Consider the following 23,945-nt stretch of genomic DNA (forward strand, 5'->3'; position numbering starts at 1 on the left):
AGAAATCTAATTTATAAAAAAACTATTAATAAAAGATATAAACTTTCTTTTTATTAAAAGATTTTGTACCTAAAATATTTCTATTTTTACACTTTTAAATTATACTTAAACTATTAAACTTGAAAAACTCAAGCGATATCCTTTCAATTGCTAAAGAAACATTACTTTCTCAAAGTAATGCTATTGCTAATTTAGCAAATTTATTAAATAACTCGTTTATAAATGCTGTAAACTTTATACTAAATTCTAAAGGACGTGTAATTGTTACTGGTATTGGTAAAAGTGCTAACATAGCTTCTAAAATTGTTGCCACCTTAAATTCAACTGGAACTCCTGCTGTTTTTATGCATGCAGCTGATGCTATACATGGTGATTTAGGAAATGTTCAACAAAATGATACAGTTATTTGTATTTCTAAAAGCGGAAATACTCCTGAAATAAAAGTGTTAGTACCTTTAATAAAAAATTCTAATAATAAAATAATAGCAATAACAGGAAATCCAGACTCTTTTCTAGGAAAAAGTGCAGACTTTTTGTTAAATTCTTATGTTGAAAAAGAAGTGTGTCCTAATAACTTAGCTCCAACCTCTAGTACTACCGCCCAATTGGTGTTGGGAGATGCTTTAGCTGTTTGTTTGCTTGAGTTAAGAGGATTTACTAGTAGTGATTTTGCTAAATATCACCCAGGCGGTGCTTTAGGTAAACGCTTATACTTACGTGTTTCTGACCTTGTTAAAAATAACGAATTACCTAAAGTGAATATTTCTGACCCTTTAACAAGGGTTATTATTGAAATATCAGAAAAAAGATTAGGTGTAACAGCAGTAGTTGATAAAAATGGTTCTATCGTTGGAATTATTACTGATGGAGATATTAGGCGTATGCTTGCTAAGACTACTAAAATTGATGAGCTAATTGCTAATGATATAATGAGTAAAAACCCAAAAACAATACACATAGATGCTATGGCTATTGATGCATTAGATGCACTTGAAAACAATAGTATTACACAAATATTAGCTATTGATGATTCAAATAAGTATGTTGGTGTTGTACATTTACATGATTTAATAAAAGAAGGAATATTTTAACAATGGCTACCAAAGAAATGTCTTTTTTAGACCATCTTGAAGAATTAAGATGGCATTTAGTTAGAAGTTTTGCTGCAATATTTATTTTAGCAATCGTAATATTTGTTAATATTAATTTCATTTTTAATGAATTCTTATTAGCCCATTTAAAACCTGATTTTACAACATATCAATTTTTTTGTAAAATTTTTTCTGCTATTGGAATAGATAGTAGTTTTTGTAACATAGAGTTTGCTCAAGAACTACAAGTACTTAATCCAACTGAAGAATTAATGACAGGTATATGGTCTTCATTAATTCTAGGTTTTGTTATTGCTTTTCCTTATGTTTTATGGGAGTTTTGGCGTTTTATAGCACCTGGTTTACACAGTACAGAAAGAAAAAAGTCTCGAGGGTTTATTTTTACTTCTTCACTATTATTCTTTTTAGGTGTACTATTTAGTTATTATGTAATTTTACCTATGTCAGTTTTTTTCTTTTATAACTTTTCCATTGGAGATTCTATTGTTAAGAATTTTAAATTAGGAGCCTATATTAGTTTAATTACAAATACGTTACTGGGGGTAGCTGTATTTTTCGAATTACCGGTTGTAATTTTTTTCTTATCAAAAATAGGACTTATAACGCCTCAATTTTTACGTAAATACCGTAAACATGCATTAGTAGTAGTATTAATTTTATCAGCTATTATTACACCTCCTGATGTTGCTAGTCAAGTGATAGTATCAGTGCCAATTATGATTCTATACGAAGTAAGTATTTATGTTTCAAAATATGTAATAAAAAAACAACAAAAAAATGTCTCAAAAAGTCCAAGAGTTTAATGAATACCGTTCTAAAATGAACGAAAAAATATTATCCAATGATAATAAAATAATTAAACGTATTTTTAATTTAGATACTAACGCTTTTAAAGAAGGTCATTTACCTGTAAAAACTAAAGAATTACTTGGTTTAGTTGCTTCTGCAGTTTTACGTTGTGATGATTGTATAGCTTACCACTTAGAAACAGCACATAAAAGTGGTGTTACTAAAGAAGAAGTAATGGAAACATTAAGTATTGCTACTTTAGTTGGAGGTACCATTGTTATTCCACATTTACGTAAAGCATACGAGTACTGGGAAGTATTAGAAAGTAATTAAACAATTTAACAATGTTTTAATGATGCTAGTAATATCTTTTATATACTTTTAAGAAATTAAAACATTGAACTTTTAAACTCACAAATGAAATTAAAAGCAGATAACATACAAAAGCTTTACGGTAGTAGAAAAGTTGTAAAAGGAATTTCTTTAGAAGTAGAACAAGGGGAAATTATAGGATTATTAGGTCCAAATGGAGCTGGAAAAACTACTTCTTTCTATATGATTGTTGGAATGATAAAGCCTAATGGTGGAGCTATTTTCTTAGATGATGAAGAAATTACCGAAGATGCTATGTATAAGCGCTCTCAAAAAGGAATTGGTTATTTAGCACAAGAAGCTTCAGTTTTTAGAAAACTTTCTGTAGAAGATAATATTATGTCTGTTTTAGAATTTACAGATAGAAATAAAGAGCAAAGAAAAGCACGTTTAGAAGAACTAATCGAGGAATTTAGTTTAGGTCATGTTCGCAAAAATAGAGGAGATTTACTTTCAGGAGGTGAACGCAGGAGAACCGAAATTGCTCGTTGTTTAGCTTCTGACCCTAAATTCATACTATTAGACGAGCCTTTTGCTGGTGTTGATCCTATTGCTGTAGAGGATATCCAAGGAATTGTAGCTCAATTAAAAAATAAAAACATCGGTATTTTAATTACTGATCATGATGTTCAAGCTACTTTAGCTATCACAGATAGAACATACTTAATGTTTAATGGAGGTATACTTAAAGAAGGAACACCTGAAGAATTAGCAGAAGATGAAACTGTTCGTAGAGTATATTTAGGTAAAGATTTTGAATTAAAGAAAAAGAAGTTTTAAATCACTAAAATCCTATTTACAAACACAATAGACAAAACAAAACTACTTATTACGAGTAATGAAAAAAATGTTTTTTCTAAGTTTTTGATTACTTCTTTATTCATTCTATTTACCATTCCAAAAGGGATACGAATAAGAAGCATATAAAATAACACATAAAGTATAACTCTAAAATATACTGATAAATTTAAAATTAATAATTTTAATAAATTCCCAGTAACTAAACCTAAAGTTCCCAATACAATAATTCCCGAAAAAAGAAAAAAAGAGTAACTTAGTTTATTAATTATAATTGATTCTCTATTACTTATCTTTTCATTTTCTCCTTCATTAATTTCGTTATTGGTTAATAAGCTCACTTTTTTAAAAACTACTATCTTTTTATATAAAAACATTGCTAAGAATGAAAAAAAGAAAATCAAAAACAGTCTTGTAATAAAAATCATAAAGCTTTTTTTAAAAATAGAAAGTTCTGACCTTTTTTAGGGAAATTTTCAATTTTACCGAAATTTTCGTAGCCTTGTTTTAAATAAAACCCTTCTGCTTGAAATGAAAATGTTTCTAATATTGCTAGCTTTGCCCCTTTCTCTATAGCAATTTCTTCAGCTTGTTTTAAAAGTTTTCCTCCTAAACCTTTTTTCCGTTCACTTTCATCAACCCAAAGTATTTTTATCATAAAACCAGCATAATAACCAACCCCACCTATAACACCTCCAACAATTTCTCTTTTATTATTTTTTGCTATTAACTCAATAGGAATCCAAACATCAGGTAATATACGTTCAGTTTGACTATCATTATAATGATTTATTTCAGAAATAATTTTTTCTATTTCATCCTTATTTTGACATTCTTCTATTGTGTTCATTACTTATTTATTAAGTTTTGAAGTAATGAAACTACGATGTATAATAAAATAATTATAGGAATAGCTACAAATTTCAAAGCAACAAGTAGTATTAGTGAGGCTATTAAAAATAAATACTTAACTATATTCTCTTTAAAAGAAAAAGTTTTAAACTTTAAAGAAAACAACGGTAATTCTGTATTCATAATAAAAGTTAGTAATACTGTTATAACTATTAAAAAATATTTATTTTGAACAATATTATTAAAAAATGAATATCCTGAATATTCAAGTATAAGTGGTAATGAAATAACAAATAAACTCATTGCTGGAGTTGGTAAACCTATAAAACTATCGGATTGACGTTCATCAATATTAAATTTAGCTAAACGATATCCAGCACCTAATGTTAATAATAAACCTAAATAAGGTAAATTACTTCCAGATCTTCCATATTCATCAATACCAAAATACCCAACTGCATCAATATCTATTGCATTTACTAATAACTGTAACATTACTATACCTGGTACTACTCCACTTGTTACCATATCTGCCAAGGAATCTAACTGCTTCCCCAACTCTCCTTGTACTTTTAATAACCTAGCAGCAAATCCATCAAAAAAATCTAACCCAATACCAATAATTACTAAAACTGCTGTACCTACAAAATCTCCTTTAACTGCAAAAATTGTAGCAATTGTTCCACATAATAAATTTCCTAAAGTAATTAAATTAGGTATCTGTTTTTTAATATTCATAGTATATAGAATTTAAAGGCGAAAATAAGAAATCATTTTATCAGTTTTACTTTTTCATTGTTTTTTGTCATATTTGTTAAAAATAGCTAATCAATAAAATCAAATGCCAAAAATCACAACTAACTTTACACCAAATTTACCTTTTAGAAATCCTCATTTTAATACAATTTATCGTCCATTATTCATGAGAGATACTATTAGTTATGAAAGAAAAAGGGTTATAACATGGGATAATGACTTTATAGATTTAGATTTTTCATGTATTGGTTCAGATACTCTTGTTTTATTAATTCATGGTTTAGAAGGCAGCTCCAATTCAAACTATATGATCACTACTTCTAAACAACTTAATAAAAATGGATATGATACTGTTTGCATGAATTTAAGAGGATGTAGTGGTGAAGATAACTTATTATTAGGAACTTACCATAGTGGTAAAACTGATGATGTAGATTTTATTATAAATTATTTATGCCAAGAATATCAATACAAAAATATTCTTATTATTGGATTTAGTTTAGGCGGAAATTTAGCTTTAAAATATTTAGGTGAATATGATGCTATACCTGAACAAATAAAAGGAGGAATTGCTATTTCAGTTCCTATTGATTTAACAGCTTCTCAAGCTGAACTTGCTAAATTTAAAAATAAAATATATTTAACAGAGTTTTTGAGAACTATGAAATTAAAACTCCTTAAAAAATCTGAAAAATTTCCTGATTTTAAGCTTGATAAAAAATTATTATTCAAAGCAACTCGTTTTAGACATATTGAGAAGCAATATACAGTTCCTGTTTTTGGATTTGAAAGTTCAGAAGATTATTGGAAAAAAGCAAGCTCTAAACCTTATATACCTAACATAAAGCACACCACACTATTAATAAACTCATTAGATGATAGTTTTTTAACAAAAGAGTGTTACCCTTATAGTGAAGCTGAAAATTCTACTAATTTTTATTTATTAACTCCAAACTATGGAGGTCATGTTGGTTTTTTATCTTCTTTTTCTAATTCACATAATTATTGGTTAGAACAAAAAATTATTGATTTTATCAATGAAAAAGTTATTTTAACTTAGGTTTTAAGTAAGTTAAATATGTTAAAAACAATATCTATTAAAAATGATAGTTATGTTCTTAGTATTTTAGATATTTGTATATCATTCAACCTTAAATATTGAAAACACGTTTTTTATTTTTTATTGTACTATTTACAAGTACATTACAAGCTCAATTCAGAAATTATTCAAATGAATTTTTAAGTATTGGTGTAGATGCTGGCGCTTTAGGTATGAGTAAATCTGTAGTAGCATCTACTAATGATGTCAATTCTATTTATTGGAATCCAGCTGGATTAGTAGCTGTTGAAGATTATCAAGGCTCCTTAATGCATGCTTCCTATTTTGCTGGAATTGCAAATTATAACTTTGCTGGTTTTGCAATGCCTATAGATCAAAGGAGTGCTTTAGGTATAGCTATAATTCGTTTTGGTGTAGATGACATTTTAAACACAACAGAATTAATTGATAATCAAGGAAATATTGATTATAATAGAATAAGTCTTTTTTCTGCTGCTGATTATGCTTTTAATATTGGTTATGCGAGAAAAATGATATTAGATGGTTTTCAACTTGGTATAAATGCTAAAATTGTACGTAGGGTTATTGGTGATTTCGCAACTTCTTGGGGATTTGGTTTTGATGCAGGAGTTCAATTTGAAAGAAATAATTGGAAATTTGGTTTAATGGTTCGAGATATTACCACAACTTTTAACACTTGGGCTATTAATAAAACAGAATTTGAAAAAATTAAAAATGCTATTCCAGGAAAAAACCAAGAATTACCAGAAACTACAGAAATAACAAAACCAAAAGCTCAATTAGGTATTGCTAAAAGTTTTTCTATTAATCGTTTTTTTAGCTTACTTGCTGAAATTGATTTAAACATGAGGTTTACTAAAACAAACGATATCATTGCTTCTGATTTTGTTAGTATAGACCCTTCTTTGGGATTACAATTAGATTATGAAAAAATGGTGTTCTTACGTTTAGGTATTGGAAACATTCAAAATACTACTGAATTTGACGGAAGTAAATCCACAGCAATTCAGCCTAATTTGGGTGTTGGTTTTAATTACAAAGGCATTCAAATTGATTATGCTTTAACAAATATTGGTAGTATTGGTAATGCTTTATATTCTAATATTTTTTCTATTAAGTTTGATTACAGTTTTTTTAGACAATAACTATGCTTAAAAAATACCTTATTCTATTTTTTGTTTTATTTGTTTTTAATTTTTCAAATGCCCAACAAGGCATTAAACTTTCTGCTTACGCTGAAGTAAGTGTGCTAACTTATGGTCCAGGTTATGCCCTGTATGAAAAATTTGGTCATACAGCTATTAGAATACAAGATCCTGTTTTACAATTAGATTTAATCTATAATTACGGTTTTTTTGATTTAACTGAAAGTAATTTTTATGTAAACTTTACAAAAGGCTACATGAAATATAAATTAGTTCGCTATTCCTTCCCTCCTTCTTTAAGAGGCTATAATGAAGATCAAAGATGGGCAAAAGAGCAAATTTTAAACCTTACTAATAAACAAAAAAATAGTTTTTTTAGCTATTTAGAAAATAATGCTCTTCCAAGCAATGCTAGTTATTTTTATGATCCTTTTTTTAATAATTGTTCAACAAAACCAGCAGATATTATTAAAAATGTGTTAGGAGATAATGTAATTTTTAAAGATGATTTTGTTATTGAAAATTCCTCTATTAGACAACTCATGAATAATGAAATACATACAAATACATGGGGAAGTTTGGGTATTAATATTGCCTTAGGCAGTAAACTAGATAAAATAGCTACTTCAAAAGAATATTTATACTTACCTGACTACGTTTTTAAATCTTTAGCCTGCTCAAAAGTTATTAAAAACGGAAAAGAGGAAGACCTTGTTATTACCACTAAAAACCTTTTAAATTACCCTGAGAAAAAGTTAAAATCAGATGCTATTAGCCCTTTTATAATCTTTTTTATACTGTTCCTTATTGGTTTAATTATAACCATTAAAGATTTTAAAAATAACTCACGATCAAAATGGTTAGACTTTTTAATTTTTTTTACAACTGGCGTTTTTGGAATCTTAATTATTTTCTTGTGGTTTTTCACTAATCATTCAACAGCTCCTAATAATTTTAATATTCTTTGGGCTTTTGCTCCTAACATTATAATTTCTTTTCTTATAAATAGAAAAAATCCACCAAGGTGGATTTCTAAATACATTTTACTATTACTAATTTTACTCGTATTAATTCCAATTATATGGATATTTAGAATTCAACTTTTTCCTATTGAATTACTAAGCTTTTTTATTCTACTTCTAATTAGATATACTTATTTATTAAAGTTTACAAAAAACTTTGAATAGCTAACTCATAACTTTGTAAACCAAAGCCTGTAATTATTCCTTTAACATTAGGAGCTAAATAACTTTTATGTCTATACTCTTCCCTTGAATAAACATTAGAAATATGCACTTCAATTACTGGAGTATTTATTGCTTTAATAGCATCAGCTATTGCTACAGATGTATGAGTATAAGCAGCAGCATTTAAAATTATTCCATCATAATCAAAACCTACTTTATGTAACTTATTGATAAGTTCACCTTCAATATTTGATTGATAATAGCTCAAATTTAAAGATGTAAATTTTTTTTGTAAACTTTCGTAAAACTCATCAAAAGAGTTATCTCCATAAATAGTAGGTTCTCTCTTTCCCAATAAATTTAAATTGGGGCCATTTATAATAAGTACTTTTTTCATTTCTTTCTTTAAATAAAAAGTAAAGTTAGCAATTGTTATTTACATTTACCTTTAACTAAACAAAAAACCGTTGAATATTTAAAATACTCAACGGTTTAGTGATTTTTATATAGATTTTATTATCTTCTACTATAATTAGGAGCCTCTTTAGTAATAGCTACATCATGTGGATGACTTTCATTAATTCCTGATGCTGTAATTCTAACAAACTTACCCGTGTTTTTAAGTGTTTCAATGTCTTTAGAACCACAATAACCCATTCCTGCACGTAAACCTCCTATAAATTGATGAATACTTTCAAATAACTCACCTTTGTATGGTACACGCCCAACAATACCTTCAGGTACTAATTTTTTAATATCATCTTCTACATCTTGGAAGTAACGATCTTTCGAACCTTTTTTCATTGCTTCTACTGATCCCATTCCTCTATACGACTTAAATTTACGTCCTTCATAGATAATTGTTTCTCCTGGCGATTCTTTAGTTCCTGCTAATAAAGATCCTAACATTACACAATCTGCGCCTGCTGCAATTGCTTTTGGAATATCACCTGTATAACGAATACCACCATCAGCAATTACTGGTATTCCAGAACCTTTTATAGCCGCAGCAACTTCTAATACTGCTGAAAACTGTGGAAAACCAACACCTGCAACTACACGTGTTGTACAAATAGAACCTGGTCCTATACCAACTTTAACAGCATCTGCACCAGCATCAACCAAGTATTTTGCTGCTTCAGCAGTAGCTACATTACCTACTACTACATCTAATTCTGGAAACTTTTCTTTAACCGATTTTAATGCAGCTACAACAGTTTTTGTATGTCCGTGGGCTGTATCTATAATAACAGCATCAACACCTGCTTTAACTAAAGCTTCTGCTCTATCTACAACATCAGCTGTAACTCCTAATGCAGCTGCTACACGTAAACGTCCAAAAGTATCTTTGTTAGCTATTGGCTTTTGAGTTACTTTAGTTATATCTCTAAAAGTAATTAAACCAGTAAGCTTATAGTTTTCATCTACAATTAATAATTTTTCAATCTTATTTTGTTGGAGAATTTTCTCAGCATCTTTTAACGATGTACCAACATTAGCAGTAACTAAATTTTCAAAAGTCATTACTTCTACAATTGGCCTATTATTTTTATGTTCGAAACGTAAATCTCTATTGGTTACGATTCCTTTAAGAGTGCCATTATTATCTATTACTGGTATACCTCCTATCCTATGCTCTTTCATTAATCTTTTAGCATCTGATACTGTAGCTTCTAGAGATAAAGTTACAGGGTCAATAATCATACCACTCTCAGCTCTTTTTACTTTTCTTACCTCCTGAGCTTGTTGCTCAATAGTCATATTCTTATGTAATACTCCAATACCACCCTCTCTTGCGATTGCTATTGCCATTGCAGACTCAGTTACTGTATCCATTGCAGCAGATACAATAGGAACGTTTATTGTTATATTTTTAGTAAATTTTGTTTGAATTGAAACTTCTCTTGGAAGAATTTCTGAATATGCAGGAACTAATAAAACATCATCATATGTTAAACCTTCTCCTACAATTTTTGACTGGTGAGCATCCATAAATGTAATCAATTTTACTCTTTAAAAAGAGCGTTTAGTTGTTAAAAATTAATTACGTGCAAATATACTATAATTATTCTTAAACTATAATTTAAGTTTATGTTAAGTTTCTTTGGTAATTATTTAAATTAAATCTAAATTAACTTTGTAAAGTTTAAAAAAGTTTATTCCTTTGTTGATTAATTATATTAAATCTAAATAAAATGAAGGTTATATTAAAAGCATCTCTGCTAATATTAGTAGCTATAGTTCTAAAGTCATGTTCCTCAGAAAACGACGAACTTCCACAAAATAAAGTAACAGTAAAAGAAGTGATTGCAAATTATGCAAAATTAGTACACCAAAATTACTTAGACAGTTATAATGCTGCTGTTAAAATGCAAAACACAATTAGCTCATTTACAAGTACCCCCTCACAAGCTGGTTTTGATAGTTCAAAAAAAGAATGGTTAGCAGCTAGAGATATTTATGGTCAAACTGAAGTGTTTAGAGGGTCAAATGGTCCTGTTGATTCTGAAGGTAGCGAAACATGGGTAATAAATAATGAAGGACAAATGAATGCTTGGCCTTTAGATGAAGGGTATATTGATTATGTAACAGCTAGTTCTGATGCATATGCTGGATACACAGCTTATAGTGGTGGTGTTATTGCAGGAACTGATGCTATTACAGAAGCTTTTTTAATTGGTAAAAATGAAAAAGAAAATGATAAATCAATTTCTACAGGATGGCACGCTATCGAATTTCTTTTATGGGGACAAGATGAAACAAACCCTAAAGACCTAAAAGCAGGACAAAGATCTGTAACAGATTACACTACTGATTCTAAAAAAGAGAGAAGAAAAACATACTTAAATGTAGTTACTTCAATTTTAGTTAAGGATTTAAAAAAATTAGTTGATACATGGGCAACAGGAGGTGAATACTACAAAGTATTTATGGCTTTATCTGAAAAAGATGCATTAAAAAATATTATTTCTGGCCCTTTCTTTTTAGCAAATGAAGAATTATCAGAAGAGAGAATGCTAAAACCTGTTGATTTAACAGACGGAATAGATCAATCTGGACAAGAAGATGAACACTCTTGTTTTTCTGACAATACGCATAGAGATGTAGTTACAAATGCCCAAGGAATTATTAATGTTCTTTTTGGAAAATACGGAACTATTTCAGGTGCATCTGTTTATGATTTAATTAATCAACAAGATAACACAATCGCAAAAAAGTTTAAAGATGCTACAGATCAAATGATGTCAAAAATTAATGATATTGATACGAAAGCTAACAATAAAAAACCTTTTGATTTATTGCTATTAGAAGAATCTACTTCTAATCCAGGAACTATTGTTGCTGCAGGTCAATCTTTAAAAGATCTTGGAGGAAATATTAGTGAAGTAGCTGTTAAAATAGGAGCTCCAGTTCAATAAACATCTTTTTAATAATCAAAAAGAAAAAGGTCTATTAACTTAGGTCTTTTTCTTCTTTATTTTAATTCATATTAAATTATAAAGTCATATTAAAAAAATGAAATACATAAGAGTAAAGAAGAATATAAGAATCAAATTGCTTTGCATTTTCTGTATAAGATTCTTCTTTTCATCATGTTCTAAAGATAATTTATCTAATGAATATCTACCAGTAAATCAATATGAACAAGGAGAAGAAAATTTAACTGATAACTTAAGTGTTGCTACAACAAATAATAATTCTTTTGGAAAAGAGATACCCGGATTAAATAGAACTGATAAAATTCGTTTTGCTTCTGGTAATTCATTATTTAATCAATCATGGGTTTCTGCACCAGCGTCAACAACTGGTTTAGACGGTTTAGGTCCAACTTTTAACTCCAGAGCATGTGCTAGTTGTCACTTTAAAGATGGTAGAGGGAAACCGTTTGAGCCTTCTAATATAGGATCAAAAGGTTTTTTAATTCGTTTAAGTATCCCTGGAAGAAATCCTCATGGAGGACCTTTAGCAGTTCCAAATTATGGAGATCAACTTCAAAATCATGCAAATTTAAATATTAAAAAAGAGGCTGATATTAATGTTACATATACTTATATCGAAGAAACATATCCCGATGGAACTAAATATCAATTAAGAAAACCGAGCTATTCAATTATAAATGAAAATTTTGGATCATTAACCGGTGTGTTAATTTCCCCTAGAATTGGCCAACAAACAATTGGGTTAGGATTAATAGATGCACTGCCTGATAATGAAATATTAAAAAATGAAGATGAATTTGATACTAACAAAGATGGTATTTCCGGTAAGGCAAATTATGTTTGGAATGCCATTGAAAATAAAACATCATTAGGTAAATTTGGGTGGAAAGCAAATCAACCTTCTTTAAAACAACAAATTGCTGGAGCTTTTTTTGGTGATCTAGGTTTAACAACTTCTATTTTTAACAATAACCCTTGTCCATCCCCTCAAAAAGATTGTTACGATGCTCCAGATGGTGGAAATCCTGAAGTTACAGAAAAACAAATGGATAGAGTTTTATTATATCAAACTTCTTTAGCTGTTCCTAAAAGACGAAATTATAAAGAACAAAATGTATTAAACGGAAAAGCTACATTTAATAACTTAAAATGTATTAGTTGTCATTCTACTAACTTTAAAACTGGTAGCTATAGTTTTAACCCTTTATTAGAAAATAAAAATATTAAACCATATTCTGATTTTTTATTACATGATATGGGAGAAGGATTGGCTGATAATAGGCCTGATTTTTTAGCAAATGGAAAAGAATGGAGAACACAGCCATTATGGGGTATTGGACTTATAAATACCGTAAATAAACACACATTTTTATTACATGATGGAAGAGCTAGGAATATTGAAGAAGCTATTTTGTGGCATGGTGGTGAAGCTGAAAAATCAAAAAATGAATTTAAAAAATTATCAAAACAACAAAGAGAAGAACTCTTAAGCTTTGTTGAATCTCTTTAATATTATATTTATGAAAAAAGCAATTTTATTACTTGCAATTATATCATTTTTTTATGTATCGTGCTCAAATGACAACACAGTAACACCTGATTATAAACATGAAATTGTTACTTCAGTCACTGATCAAATTATTTTACCTAATTTAAATACAATACTTGAAAAATCTATAGCTTTAAAAAATTCTGTAGAGCAATTCTCAAAAGATCAAACTACAAATAACTTATTAGATGTTAGAAGTAAACTAACAAATATTACTGAGTTTTATGCTAAAATGTATGTTTTTAACATTGGACAAGCAAAAAGTAATTTTATGAATCGTAAAATTAATTTTTGGCCTGTTTATAATATTTCAATCGAAAAGAATATTAGTGAAGGTACTTTTACAAAGTCTTCTATTTTAAATTTAGGAAGCGCTGCTAAAAACTTACCTGGTTTAAATTATTTAGTATTTAAAAAACAGAATACTACTGATTTATTAAAGGAATATAACGCAAACATAAATAGAGTTAGATATTTAAAACTCATTACAAATGAGTTTCATAACAATATAATACAAGTATCTTCTATTTGGTCTTCTACTGGGAATAATTATGCTGAAAGCTTTAAAAGTAATAATGAAAAAGGATTATTAAGCTCTTTTAATTTACTATATAATGGTATGTACAATGTTATAGATAACTGTAAAGTTACTAAAGTTGGTAAACCTGGTGGGCTTGAAAAATCTTCACATACAAACCCTGAGATAGTAGAAAACTTTTACACTGGAAATTCTTTAAATTTAATATACAACAATATAACTTCAGTAGAAGAAATACTATTTTCTGATAAAATAACTTCAGTGTCTACTTATATTAAATCGATTACAAAAAATGATGATTTAAACAATCAAATTAAAAATAAAATTAAGACTATAAAAGAAACTATAAAATCAATAAAAAAACCATTAAAAGAAGCTGTAAATACAGATAAAACTAATATTAAAAAGCTTCACGTTAGTTTGAAAGAATTACTTGTACTATTTCACACTGATGTGCGTAGTATACTATCTATTATTATTACAGGAACTGATAATGATGGAGATTAAAAACAAAAAGCGGATATATTAAATATCCGCTTTTTGTTTTTATATTGAATCTAGTAGTAACCTTACATATTCATTTGTTGACTCTTTGAATACTTTTTTTGTTTTTCCTTGTTCTAACACTACTCCTTTTTGTAATACAATAATTTCATCAGAAATAGCTATTGCATCTTTTATATCATGAGTTACAAAGATTGCTGTACAATTCGTCTTTTTTAATATTTGATGTAAATCTTTTCTTAATTGATTTCTTAATACTACATCTAAATTACTAAAAGGTTCGTCTAAAATTAACAATTCTGGTTTCGGTGCTAATGCTCTTGCTAAAGCAACTCTCTGTTGCTGCCCTCCTGAAAGTTCATGAGGGTACCTAGTATTCATACCTTCTAGGCCTACCAACGATAAAACTTCAGAAACTCTTTCTTTTTTATCTGATTTCTTTGATATTCCATACACAACATTTTGAAAAACTGTTAAATGAGGAAAAAGAGCATAATCTTGAAATACCATTCCTACATTACGTTTTTCAGGTTCAATAAATATTGATTTAGATGAAACTACTTTTTGATTTAGCTTTATCTCTCCGTTATTTAAAACTTCAAGTCCCGATATTAATCGTATTAATGTTGTTTTTCCACTTCCACTCTCTCCTACTATAGATACTATCTTTCCTTTTTCTAAAGAGTATGTAATGTTATTTAAAGCTATAACTTTACCATTGTTAAATGATTTACTTAATTTATTTATTTCTAAAATTTTAGTATTCATTATTTTGCTTTAGATATTAGTCTGTTTAAAAATATAATTGGTAATACACCTGTTAATACTATAAATAATGAAGGTAATGAAGCTTCGGCTACTAACTCATCACTTGCATATTCATATGCTTTTACGGCTAGTGTATTAATTTGATAAGGCTTTAGTATTAAGGTTAAGGGTAATTCTTTCATTACATCAACAAAAACTAAGATAAATCCACTTAAAATGGCTGGTTTCAATAAAGGTAATTCAATTTTAAAAAAAGTCCCTAAATTACTTTTTCCTAACATTTTTGAAACTTCAGATATAGATTTACCCATTTTTAATGAGGTTGCCTCAATTGGGTTATATGCTACGGCAATATACCTTACCACATATGCATATACTAATGCTATAATTGTTCCATTTATTATGAATCCTATTTTTAAATCAAAACTATTTTTAAAAAAAGTAATTAACCATTTATCTAATGACAAAGTAGGAATTAAAACGCCTACAGCAATTACAGCTCCTGGTATTGCATAACCAAGTGTTCCTATTCTAGTTATAGCGTTAATTATAGATAACTTATTCCATTTAGCCATAAAAATTAAAGCTAAAGCAAAAATAATTGCAAAAAAAGCTGACACTAAAGAAAGAGTAAAACTTTGAAAGGCTACATGCAAAAAATCGGTTGTAAATACTTCTTTATATGTTAAAATAGCCCAGTAAATTAATTGTGAAACAGGAAAAATAAAACCACATAAAACTGGAATTAATACAATTGTAAAAAACAATGTTTTAATTCGTTTATTAATAGGATGCTTTTTTAAATTTTGATGATTCTTAGAAGAATTAAAGTACCCTATTCGTTTACGTTGTCTTTTTTCTATAACAATTAAAATAAATATAATAGCAACTAAAATAGCAGACAAATAAATAGCCGTTTCTGGCTCTTCTAAAGAAAACCAAGCTCGAAAAATCCCTGTTGTAAATGTGTTTACTCCATAATATTTAGCCGCACCATAATCATTTAACACTTCCATTAGTACTAAAATTAATCCGCCTACAAATGCTGGACGAGCTAATGGTAAAATAAGTTTAAAGAATGTTCTTCTTTCACTACCTCCTAAAATTTTAGAGGCTTCAATTATATTGTTTGATTGGTTTATAAAGAATGCTCTTGATGCTACATAAACATAAGGATATAATGATGCGCTTAAAACAAATATTAGTCCAAATTGATTCATTATATCAAACTTCACTGGTAATAACTTATCAATAACACCTCCATAATCAAAAATCCCAGCATATGCATATGCTGTTATATATGAAGGTATAGCTAAAGGTAAAATTAACAACCACTCTAGCTGTTTTTTTAATGGTATTTCATATCTAGAAACTATCCAAGCTGATGATATCCCAAATACTAAGGTTAAAATACTGGTACCAATAATAAGAACTAAAGAATTACCAATATAATTTGGTAAAAGAGTTACTACTAAATGATTCCAAGTATCACCTGGCCCATAAAATAAATTAAAAAAGATTGTACCAATGGGAATTGCTACAAACAAAACAATGGTCAATAATAATATTGACCATTTATTTGTATCTCTCTTTATGTTTTGAAATCTAATTTTCACTTACTATTTGTATAAAAACTACAAATATATTTCTTTATTTCCAGCCAGCCCTATCAAAAGTTAAAACAGCTTTCTTATTATTTTTTCCTAACTGAGTTAATGATAAACCATCTTCTTTAAACGTACCCCAAGAAGCTAATAAATCAGACGGTGCAATTTTTGTATTTACAGGATACTCATAATTAGCCTTAGCAAAAACTTTTTGTGCTTTTTCACTTGCTAAAAACTCAATAAACTTTATTGCGTTTTCTTTATTAGGAGCATATTTAGCTATCCCAGCACCACTTACATTAATATGAGTTCCTCTTCCTTCTTGATTTGGAAAAAATATTTTAATTCCTTTCCCAGCTTTTACTTCCTCTGGATCTTTTGAATTTAATAATTTCCCTATATAATAAGTATTAACAATTGCTACATCACCTTCACCTGCAACAACAGCCTTTACCTGATCACGATCATTTCCTTTTGGTGAACGTGCCATGTTAGCTACAATGCCCTTTGCCCATGTTTCAGCTTTTTCTTCTCCTAAATTAGCTATAATTGAAGCTAATAATGATTGATTATATATATTTCCTGAAGAACGTATTAATACTCTTTTATTCCATTTTTCATTAGTTAAATCTTCATAAGAAGATAACTCATTTTCTTTTACTTTTTCAGGATTATATACCATAACTCTAGCTCTTTTTGTTAATGCAAACCAATTGTTATCAACATCTTTTAAATGTGAAGGTATTGTATTGTTCAAAAATTCAGAAGTAGCTGATTGTAACAATCCTTTATCTTTAGCTCTTACTAAACGACCAGCATCAACAGTAATTAAAACATCAGCTGGAGATTGCTCTCCTTCAATTGTCATTTTTTGAATTAATTCATCTGCTTTTGCATTGACAACATTTACTTTTATACCTGATTCTTTTTCAAATTGAGCAAATAATTCTTGATCTGCCTTATAATGACGGTGTGTATATACATTTACTTCTTGTTGCTTTTTCTCTTCTTTTTTAGCTTCTTTTTTGCAACTTAACACTAGTAACGCTATAACAAAAACACTTATTATTTTTTTCATTCTATTTCGGGTATTAATCTCTTAAAAAGAGTATTTATTTAACTTTAAATAATATTATATTTTAATTTCTAAGGTAACATAATAACTTCTAGGGGCTGATGGTATAATACCAGGACCAGGATAACCAGTAGCTCTTCTAGTAAAATATTTTTCATCAAGCATATTATTAACTCCTGCTTCTAGCTTAAACATTTTATATTTATAAGAAGTTGAAAAATCCAGTACATTGTAACTTGGTATAATTCCATTAACACCACTTAAACTTGGGGTTACAGAGTTAGAAGCATCAGTAAATTGCTTAGATAAATAGGTATATTGAATATTTGACGAAAAATTTTGATAACCAAATTTAAGTCCCGTCTTTAAATTTAAATCTGGAACAAATTCTACTTGATTATTTATGACACCTGGAACTTCAGATCTTGTATACTTTGATTTTATAAATGAAGCATTAATAAAATAACTAAAACTATAATCATTTTGTATTTTTAAAATTCTTCTTAAATCAAAATCAAATAAACTTTCAACACCTAATATTCTAGCATCTCCTACGTTTCCTCTTTCTTGAATAACTCTTCCATCTGCTAAACCTTTAGATACTAAACCTATTCTGTCGTTATAAAACAGCCCAAAAGCACCGAAATCATAAGAAATATACTTATTTATATTTCCTCTAACCCCAATATCAGTAGTGTAACCTTTTTCATCATCTAAATTACCAATTCTAAATGATGGATTAACAATATTTAAATCTGAAAAAGTAACCGAACGATAATTTTGTGATATATTTCCGTAAAGTTCAAAACTTTTTGATGCTTTATAACTTAATCCAAGTCCTAATAATAAAAATGACCTTGTATTATTTTTATTACTAGTAATAGTTTCATTCAATATTACATTACCAGCTCCATCTGTATTTATTTTTTTAAAATACCCTTCACTTTCTGTTTTGATATACTCAAATCGTATACCAGGTGTAACAGAAATTTTATCATTGATATAAAATATGTTTTCACCAAAAACAGCTATATTTAAATTAGGATTAAGGTAATTAGATTGATTGCCATAATTTGGATATTGGCCCAAAGCTGAACTAAAGTTTGCATCGGTACCTTTCGTACCTGGACCTTGAATAGAAGTATTATTAGCCTTATAAAACTTAGTTCCTACTAAAAAAGTAGCTTCTCTATTAAAAATATTGTAGCTACTTAACAATCTTGCTTCAAAACCAAAATTTTTAAAGTCGCCTTCTATTAAATCTCTTTCATCTCCAGGATCTACTTGATTTACCCTATTGGTTCTAAACCCTAAAGCTTTTCTTGTAGCATCTAAACCAAAGAAATTAAAAGTAAAAGTAGTTTTTTCAGAAAATTCATGAGACAATTTAAAATTGTACAAAAACCAATCAATTTTAAACCAGTTTCTAGCTCTATTGCTTTGATAAGGATTTTCATTAAACATAATATCTGTTAACCCTCCTGCTTGCTGTGCTAAATAATTAAGATATGTTACCTCAAACTCTAAATTTGTTTTATCATTTACTTCATAACCTAGGTGAAAAAACGCATTTTTAGAATCGAACTTTGAATTTGGTCTAAAACCATCACCTTGCTTGTAATTATAATAGGCTAAATAACTCCATTTATTTTTTGTTCCATTTATGCTTGTAAAATTTGTAAAAAGGCTATTACTTCCAATAGTATTCCTAGTTAAAATTTCTAATGATTTATTCGCGTTTGGCTTTTTTAGTACAAAATTCACCAATCCTCCAAACTGCGTTCCGTATTGTAATGAAGCTGCTCCCCTTACTATTTGAATTTGTTCAATTGCTTCTGCTGGCGGAGAATAATAACTTTCAGGATATCCTAGTACATCTGCACTAATATCATATCCATTTTGTCGTGTATTAAAGTTAGATGTTCTATTCGGGTCTAAACCTCTTCCCCCAATATTTAATTGTAACCCTGCATCATCATTTTCAAAAATATTTAATCCAGCTACTTGACTATATATCTGTCTTGCATTATTTGACGCTAAGTTTACTGTAGACTGATTTAATAATACAACTTCTGTTTTTTTTCCTGCATAAATAGCTGTTTTAACAACATCTTTTAATCTAGATAACTCAAAAACTTTTCTTTTTTGTGCCTGAATTACTATCTCAGATAATTCTTCAGTAAAAGAATTTAAAGTAATGTTAAGTATAGTTTCTTTTTGAGAAAAAGAAACTGTTTTTTCTAATAATTGATAATTATCTACATAAAATACAATATTCAATTGGCTTTTATCAGTTTCAAAAGAATAACTTCCATCAATTCCCGATTTTGCTAATACTCCTCCATTACTATTAAATATTTCAACCTTATTTAAAGGTTTATTCTCTTCAGAAGTAACAATTCCTGTTACTTTAAATTGAGAAAAAACAGATGAAGAAATCATCAATAACAATACTAATAATCTATAATCCTTTAATTTTAATTTCATGATTAAAAGGTATAATCCACTTTTTATGTTTAAAACTCTCTTTTTGTTTCATTAGATCTGTCTTTGGATCTATGTATAATTGACTCATTCTTCCATTTAAAGCTACATAACTGTCTACATATACTTCTACATTTTTATGCCCCTGACTTTTAAAATGATTTCCTAAATAATGTGCATATTCTAAAATAAAATCTGGCTGAAAACTCATTTGTTTTTCCTGAAAAGAAGTTAAAAAATCATCATTTTCAACATAAAAAAACTTTCCTGATTCTCCATCTACTATTTTAAAAACTGAGTAACCAGCTTTTTCAATTAACATTACTCTCCATGAAAATCGAAACCCCTCTTCTGTCCAAAATAACTCACCTGGATATAATAAATATCTCCATGGCAATATTATTTGAAAAGTTAAAAATAATCCTACTCCAACTAATAATAAACTCTTCTTAATTTTTGAATAATTATAATTTGTTATTGAAGTAATGGAAATAGTTTTTTTATTATTTAATAGTTTTTTTAATTTATTTATAATTTTTTGATGAAAACTATCATCAAAAAAGATTAATGTACCTACTATCATTATAAAAGGAAACATCCCAATAGGAAATAAAATCCTAGTAAATACATGAAAGAAAACTACTAAAACAAATGCATATGTTCTTGTTTTCTTAGCTAATAATAAAAAAGGTATTGTTAAGTCATATATTGCTCCTGACCAACTCATACTGTAATGAAACCATTCCAGTTGCATCAAATTATTACCTATAATTGGCAAATCATATTTTGATGGCAGCCATATTTTTAAAGGCATGGCCCTTAATAACCAGTCAGAATTTAATTTTGCTAACCCCGCATAAAAATAAACTATTCCTAACAAAATCTTAATACTATCTACAGTCCATTTAGGTATATTTACATACCTTGTTTTCTTTAGATAACTATCTAATGAAAAAGATTTATTAGCAGGTAAAAAACATAATAAAAAGCTCATTAAACTGATAAAATAATAATGATTAAGATATGTTGTCTTATCCATTAATTCAATAAAAGTAAAGCTTAGAAAAAAAGTAATAATAGAAATTCGGTATTTAAATCCGATTGCAATAAACAAAGCAGATAAACCGCAAATAAAAAAAATAACATAAGTAAAATTACCTACAGGTTTTACCCACTCAAAACCGTAATACGAAAAATGAAATGTTGGTTCTAAATACAATTTTTCAATCCAACCATTTAACCAAAACCTAATTATACTCAATAACATCATTACTCCAAAAAATAGTCTAAATACTATTAATGGAGCAATGTTTGTTTGTTTTGATAAATATTTTTTTAAAAGCATTTGTTGACAAAAAACTGTCTATATCTTACCTGGTGCTATTCTTTTTTAACAATTATGATTAATAATTATTAATCACCATCAGCATCAACATAGTCAACATTTACATTAAAAGCTTGTAACATATCAACTTTTAATAATACAACAGCTTTTTGAAGTTCATCATAAGCTTTTGTCATTTTTGTATTATCGTCTGCTATTTGTTGATTAAAATTTGAGTTTAATGTATTAATCTGAGCTTTAGCGGCATCAAATTGAGCGTTAATTTTAGTAGCCAAATCATTTTTATTTAGTGCATTTAAATACGCTTTAAAGCTACTACCTTCAGTACTTGATTTAAAGTAAGTACCATTAAATAAAGCTTTCACAGCAAACAATGATTCTAAAGCTAACTCTTTAGATATTGTTTTTTTATAAAAAGCTTCAACTTTTTCAGGTAATACAGTTGAAGAAAAATTTCCAGCTGGAATACCTATTTTAACTGCTCGTAATCTTTTTTCGTAGTAAAAGATATAATCATTTACAAATTTGTTTAAAGAACTAGTTGCTGTGTTCCCTGTACTTGTAACAAATTTTTCTCTATAAGTTCCTTCCCAATCATTTACTACTGCAACTGCAGTTTCATTAATTTTTTGAACTACATCCGTTACATATTTTTTATAATTAGCAGCTTTAGAATTTGTTGTATATTTTTCTAAAATTTCAGTATCATTAACTCCTGTTCCATGTAATAAAAAATCTAATGCAGGAAAGCCTTGTGCATCATGATTGTTTGGATGTGTAAAATCATATCCTCCATTAGTAATATTACTTTCTATATCAGCTTTAGAAACAGGATATATATTAATAAAATTAACAAACTCTAATTCTTCTGCTTTACCAATATTAAACATAGCTACATACTGCCATGATTTATAGGCATTGTACCAAGATGTTCTCAAATTATCAAGAGTTGACTGAGTAGGACTGTTTGTAAAAGCAGAAGATTTAGTTTTTAAATCAACAACTTTATTTTTAAATTCTTTAAACGAAGGTATAATAATGTTATCAGCTACATTCGTTAAAATTTTGCTTCTATCAAAAGTATCATCTGTTTTATTATCTGGATTGTCAGAACTTGAACTACATGCTACCCCCAACATTGTAAGCACTAGTATAAATAAACCTTTCTTCATTATAATTATTTCTATTTATTCTAAATAAGTGCAAATATATAAAAAAAGTAGCTGAGTAAACAGCTACTTTTAATATCATTTAACGAGACTTAAATATTATTTTGCTTGATCTACAGTAAAACCATAAACAGCAGCTATTCTAGTAGACATATCATCTAACGTTTTAGTTGTTAGTGTCCAAAAACCATTACCCGCTTGTAACGCTGTTAAGAAACCTTCTATTTCTGCTACTGGTAAATGAGCTTTTCCAGATGTATCTTGAGTGAAACGTAAAGAGTGAACAAACCCGTAACCTTCAGATAAATCATGAAATGCTGAAGCTTTATCTGTTGCTAAAGTAGCTTTACCTGCTTGTAAATAATGTACAGCTCTAACTGCAATTACTTTAGAGACAGCTTTCTTAAGAATAACTATTTGTTGATCTCTTAATGTATAATTTTTTGCAACAATTGCAGCTCTTCCTAATTTAAAAGCTTCATAAATTTCTTTAGCAATACCTTTAAAATTAGAATTTCCATCAACTTTAGCTAAATACTTGTTTAAAAAGCTATCTGCACCTAATTTTGGAGATGCACCATCAACTTCTGCACCATATAAATATCCATAAGCTTCATCCCACTTATGCTCCATGGTAGTATAATTTTTACCTGTAGCTAAAGTTCCCGCATCATTATCAGCTACATTAGTAGCTTCATCTAACACTTTCTTACTTAAATAATTATTCAACATTTGATCTACCATTAATGCACCTATTAATGATTTAGCAAATGCTTGATTATATTCTAATCCTTTAGCATTAACATAACGAGTAGATCCTCCTCCAGCTTCTTGAATTTTACCGGCAGTTCCTGCTACTGCATTTGTTGCCCAATTAGGGAATACTTCAGATACTTGACTAGAAATATAACCGTCAAATTTAGCTTTAATAGCATTTGCCTCCGTAGTATTCGACGCAAAATAATCAGCAGAAGCAGCAGTTTTACTCCTAACATTTTTAGAAGAAGTGTTTAAAGTTGCATCAGTAAAATCATTATTTCCTGCTGCATGTGTAAACATTCCATCTAACTTAGCCTTTGTATTAGTTGATACTTTTAATGCACTAACCAATTCTTCAGCCATTTTAATTCTAGTTGTTTGACCCGAATAACTAACACTCGTATTCCCTCCCCTATTGAATACATAAGTTGCAGGAGCTTCTACTGGTGGTGTTACTACTTCATCACTTGAACATGAAGAAAACATAATAGCAAAAATAGCTACTGCTGAAAATATAACCCTTTTCATCTTTATTTAGATTTAGTTTTAATAAATATTTGACGACAAAAATACAATACTAAGCAAAACACACAAAGTTTAATTAGATTTATTTTA

Annotated in this window: 22 protein-coding genes; 10 read left to right on the forward strand and 12 right to left on the reverse strand. The window is 28.3% G+C overall.

Features of this window, described 5'->3' with window-relative positions:
* Positions 1 to 119: 119 nt before the first annotated feature.
* The 4 genes from BLV71_RS14785 (at position 120) to lptB (ending at position 3,053) form a co-directional block, all read left to right on the forward strand.
* Positions 120 to 1,091: a KpsF/GutQ family sugar-phosphate isomerase gene (locus tag BLV71_RS14785; RefSeq protein WP_093871291.1), complete on the forward strand. Its 972-nt coding sequence runs from the start codon at positions 120 to 122 to the stop codon at positions 1,089 to 1,091.
* Between the two features lie 2 nt (positions 1,092 to 1,093).
* Positions 1,094 to 1,915: a twin-arginine translocase subunit TatC gene (gene tatC / locus BLV71_RS14790; protein WP_093871292.1), complete on the forward strand. Its 822-nt coding sequence runs from the start codon at positions 1,094 to 1,096 to the stop codon at positions 1,913 to 1,915.
* A complete protein-coding gene (locus BLV71_RS14795; RefSeq protein WP_093871293.1) occupies positions 1,890 to 2,234 on the forward strand; it encodes a carboxymuconolactone decarboxylase family protein in 345 nt (114 codons plus the stop codon). The genes tatC and BLV71_RS14795 overlap by 26 nt, the downstream gene beginning before the upstream one ends.
* An 84-nt stretch (positions 2,235 to 2,318) precedes the next feature.
* Positions 2,319 to 3,053 carry an LPS export ABC transporter ATP-binding protein gene (gene lptB, locus BLV71_RS14800; RefSeq protein ID WP_093871294.1) on the forward strand — a complete coding sequence of 245 codons (735 nt, stop codon included), beginning with the start codon at positions 2,319 to 2,321 and terminating at the stop codon, positions 3,051 to 3,053.
* Here lptB and BLV71_RS14805 read toward each other — a convergent pair.
* The 3 genes from BLV71_RS14805 to BLV71_RS14815 are packed head-to-tail and all read right to left on the reverse strand — an operon-like array spanning position 3,050 to position 4,655.
* Positions 3,050 to 3,499, reverse strand: a complete 450-nt coding sequence (locus BLV71_RS14805; protein ID WP_143032798.1) for a hypothetical protein — start codon at positions 3,497 to 3,499, stop codon at positions 3,050 to 3,052. The two genes, lptB and BLV71_RS14805, sit on opposite strands and share 4 nt — an antisense overlap.
* Positions 3,496 to 3,921 (reverse strand): GNAT family N-acetyltransferase, encoded by a 426-nt coding sequence (locus tag BLV71_RS14810; protein WP_093871296.1) that lies wholly within the window; start codon positions 3,919 to 3,921, stop codon positions 3,496 to 3,498. Before BLV71_RS14810 ends, BLV71_RS14805 begins: the two co-directional genes overlap by 4 nt.
* Entirely contained in the window at positions 3,921 to 4,655 is a 735-nt protein-coding gene (locus tag BLV71_RS14815; protein WP_093872052.1) for a CDP-alcohol phosphatidyltransferase family protein, read from the reverse strand. The genes BLV71_RS14810 and BLV71_RS14815 overlap by 1 nt, the downstream gene beginning before the upstream one ends.
* A 109-nt stretch (positions 4,656 to 4,764) precedes the next feature.
* Between BLV71_RS14815 and BLV71_RS14820 the strand changes: the two genes are divergently transcribed.
* The 3 genes from BLV71_RS14820 to BLV71_RS14830 all read left to right on the forward strand — a co-directional run bounded on the left by BLV71_RS14820 (position 4,765) and on the right by BLV71_RS14830 (position 8,092).
* On the forward strand, positions 4,765 to 5,739 hold the full coding sequence (locus BLV71_RS14820; protein ID WP_093871297.1) for a YheT family hydrolase: 975 nt from the start codon (positions 4,765 to 4,767) through the stop codon (positions 5,737 to 5,739).
* A 98-nt stretch (positions 5,740 to 5,837) separates the two neighbouring features.
* Positions 5,838 to 6,905, forward strand: coding sequence for a putative type IX sorting system protein PorV2 (locus BLV71_RS14825; RefSeq protein WP_143032799.1), 1,068 nt, complete (start codon positions 5,838 to 5,840; stop codon positions 6,903 to 6,905).
* Positions 6,906 to 6,907: 2 nt separating this feature from the next.
* Positions 6,908 to 8,092, forward strand: coding sequence for a lipoprotein N-acyltransferase Lnb domain-containing protein (locus tag BLV71_RS14830; protein WP_093871299.1), 1,185 nt, complete (start codon positions 6,908 to 6,910; stop codon positions 8,090 to 8,092).
* Here BLV71_RS14830 and aroQ read toward each other — a convergent pair.
* The gene (gene aroQ, locus BLV71_RS14835) at positions 8,073 to 8,489 is read right to left on the reverse strand and encodes a type II 3-dehydroquinate dehydratase (protein WP_093871300.1); all 417 of its coding nucleotides are present in this window, start codon (positions 8,487 to 8,489) and stop codon (positions 8,073 to 8,075) included. The two genes, BLV71_RS14830 and aroQ, sit on opposite strands and share 20 nt — an antisense overlap.
* Before the next feature lie 119 nt (positions 8,490 to 8,608).
* On the reverse strand, positions 8,609 to 10,084 hold the full coding sequence (gene guaB / locus BLV71_RS14840) for an IMP dehydrogenase (protein ID WP_093871301.1): 1,476 nt from the start codon (positions 10,082 to 10,084) through the stop codon (positions 8,609 to 8,611).
* A gap of 203 nt (positions 10,085 to 10,287) precedes the next feature.
* On the opposite strand from guaB, the gene BLV71_RS14845 reads away from it, so the two are divergent.
* The 3 genes from BLV71_RS14845 to BLV71_RS14855 all read left to right on the forward strand — a co-directional run bounded on the left by BLV71_RS14845 (position 10,288) and on the right by BLV71_RS14855 (position 14,126).
* Positions 10,288 to 11,511: an imelysin family protein gene (locus tag BLV71_RS14845; RefSeq protein ID WP_093871302.1), complete on the forward strand. Its 1,224-nt coding sequence runs from the start codon at positions 10,288 to 10,290 to the stop codon at positions 11,509 to 11,511.
* Between the two features lie 97 nt (positions 11,512 to 11,608).
* Positions 11,609 to 13,042, forward strand: coding sequence for a di-heme oxidoreductase family protein (locus BLV71_RS14850; protein WP_093871303.1), 1,434 nt, complete (start codon positions 11,609 to 11,611; stop codon positions 13,040 to 13,042).
* A 10-nt stretch (positions 13,043 to 13,052) separates the two neighbouring features.
* Positions 13,053 to 14,126: an imelysin family protein gene (locus tag BLV71_RS14855; RefSeq protein WP_093871304.1), complete on the forward strand. Its 1,074-nt coding sequence runs from the start codon at positions 13,053 to 13,055 to the stop codon at positions 14,124 to 14,126.
* 39 nt (positions 14,127 to 14,165) lie between these two features.
* Here BLV71_RS14855 and BLV71_RS14860 read toward each other — a convergent pair whose 3' ends face one another.
* The 7 genes from BLV71_RS14860 to BLV71_RS14890 all read right to left on the reverse strand — a co-directional run bounded on the left by BLV71_RS14860 (position 14,166) and on the right by BLV71_RS14890 (position 23,858).
* Positions 14,166 to 14,891 carry an ABC transporter ATP-binding protein gene (locus tag BLV71_RS14860; RefSeq protein ID WP_093871305.1) on the reverse strand — a complete coding sequence of 242 codons (726 nt, stop codon included), beginning with the start codon at positions 14,889 to 14,891 and terminating at the stop codon, positions 14,166 to 14,168.
* Positions 14,891 to 16,507, reverse strand: a complete 1,617-nt coding sequence (locus tag BLV71_RS14865; protein ID WP_093871306.1) for an ABC transporter permease — start codon at positions 16,505 to 16,507, stop codon at positions 14,891 to 14,893. The genes BLV71_RS14860 and BLV71_RS14865 overlap by 1 nt, the downstream gene beginning before the upstream one ends.
* A gap of 34 nt (positions 16,508 to 16,541) precedes the next feature.
* Positions 16,542 to 17,576, reverse strand: coding sequence for a Fe(3+) ABC transporter substrate-binding protein (locus BLV71_RS14870; RefSeq protein WP_093871307.1), 1,035 nt, complete (start codon positions 17,574 to 17,576; stop codon positions 16,542 to 16,544).
* Positions 17,577 to 17,630: 54 nt separating this feature from the next.
* On the reverse strand, positions 17,631 to 20,060 hold the full coding sequence (locus BLV71_RS14875; RefSeq protein ID WP_093871308.1) for a TonB-dependent receptor family protein: 2,430 nt from the start codon (positions 20,058 to 20,060) through the stop codon (positions 17,631 to 17,633).
* Positions 20,035 to 21,402: an HTTM domain-containing protein gene (locus BLV71_RS14880; protein WP_093871309.1), complete on the reverse strand. Its 1,368-nt coding sequence runs from the start codon at positions 21,400 to 21,402 to the stop codon at positions 20,035 to 20,037. The genes BLV71_RS14875 and BLV71_RS14880 overlap by 26 nt, the downstream gene beginning before the upstream one ends.
* 68 nt (positions 21,403 to 21,470) lie before the next feature.
* A complete protein-coding gene (locus BLV71_RS14885; protein WP_093871310.1) occupies positions 21,471 to 22,574 on the reverse strand; it encodes an imelysin family protein in 1,104 nt (367 codons plus the stop codon).
* 96 nt (positions 22,575 to 22,670) lie between these two features.
* Positions 22,671 to 23,858, reverse strand: coding sequence for a DUF4856 domain-containing protein (locus BLV71_RS14890; protein ID WP_093871311.1), 1,188 nt, complete (start codon positions 23,856 to 23,858; stop codon positions 22,671 to 22,673).
* Between the last annotated feature and the right edge of the window lie 87 nt (positions 23,859 to 23,945).

This window comes from Tenacibaculum sp. MAR_2010_89 (assembly GCF_900105985.1).
GTDB classification, from domain to species: Bacteria; Bacteroidota; Bacteroidia; order Flavobacteriales; family Flavobacteriaceae; genus Polaribacter; species Polaribacter halocynthiae.

Bases quoted from the DNA above. Each gene is read 5' to 3' on its own strand.
- tatC (WP_093871292.1), top strand. From the start codon at position 1,094: ATGGCTACCAAAGAAATGTCTTTTTTAGACCATCTTGAAGAATTAAGA.
- BLV71_RS14795 (WP_093871293.1), top strand. From the start codon at position 1,890: ATGTCTCAAAAAGTCCAAGAGTTTAATGAATACCGTTCTAAAATGAAC.
- lptB (WP_093871294.1), top strand. From the start codon at position 2,319: ATGAAATTAAAAGCAGATAACATACAAAAGCTTTACGGTAGTAGAAAA.
- BLV71_RS14805 (WP_143032798.1), bottom strand. From the start codon at position 3,499: ATGATTTTTATTACAAGACTGTTTTTGATTTTCTTTTTTTCATTCTTA.
- BLV71_RS14810 (WP_093871296.1), bottom strand. From the start codon at position 3,921: ATGAACACAATAGAAGAATGTCAAAATAAGGATGAAATAGAAAAAATT.
- BLV71_RS14820 (WP_093871297.1), top strand. From the start codon at position 4,765: ATGCCAAAAATCACAACTAACTTTACACCAAATTTACCTTTTAGAAAT.
- BLV71_RS14830 (WP_093871299.1), top strand. From the start codon at position 6,908: ATGCTTAAAAAATACCTTATTCTATTTTTTGTTTTATTTGTTTTTAAT.
- aroQ (WP_093871300.1), bottom strand. From the start codon at position 8,489: ATGAAAAAAGTACTTATTATAAATGGCCCCAATTTAAATTTATTGGGA.
- guaB (WP_093871301.1), bottom strand. From the start codon at position 10,084: ATGGATGCTCACCAGTCAAAAATTGTAGGAGAAGGTTTAACATATGAT.
- BLV71_RS14845 (WP_093871302.1), top strand. From the start codon at position 10,288: ATGAAGGTTATATTAAAAGCATCTCTGCTAATATTAGTAGCTATAGTT.
- BLV71_RS14850 (WP_093871303.1), top strand. From the start codon at position 11,609: ATGAAATACATAAGAGTAAAGAAGAATATAAGAATCAAATTGCTTTGC.
- BLV71_RS14855 (WP_093871304.1), top strand. From the start codon at position 13,053: ATGAAAAAAGCAATTTTATTACTTGCAATTATATCATTTTTTTATGTA.
- BLV71_RS14860 (WP_093871305.1), bottom strand. From the start codon at position 14,891: ATGAATACTAAAATTTTAGAAATAAATAAATTAAGTAAATCATTTAAC.
- BLV71_RS14870 (WP_093871307.1), bottom strand. From the start codon at position 17,576: ATGAAAAAAATAATAAGTGTTTTTGTTATAGCGTTACTAGTGTTAAGT.
- BLV71_RS14875 (WP_093871308.1), bottom strand. From the start codon at position 20,060: ATGAAATTAAAATTAAAGGATTATAGATTATTAGTATTGTTATTGATG.
- BLV71_RS14880 (WP_093871309.1), bottom strand. From the start codon at position 21,402: ATGCTTTTAAAAAAATATTTATCAAAACAAACAAACATTGCTCCATTA.
- BLV71_RS14885 (WP_093871310.1), bottom strand. From the start codon at position 22,574: ATGAAGAAAGGTTTATTTATACTAGTGCTTACAATGTTGGGGGTAGCA.
- BLV71_RS14890 (WP_093871311.1), bottom strand. From the start codon at position 23,858: ATGAAAAGGGTTATATTTTCAGCAGTAGCTATTTTTGCTATTATGTTT.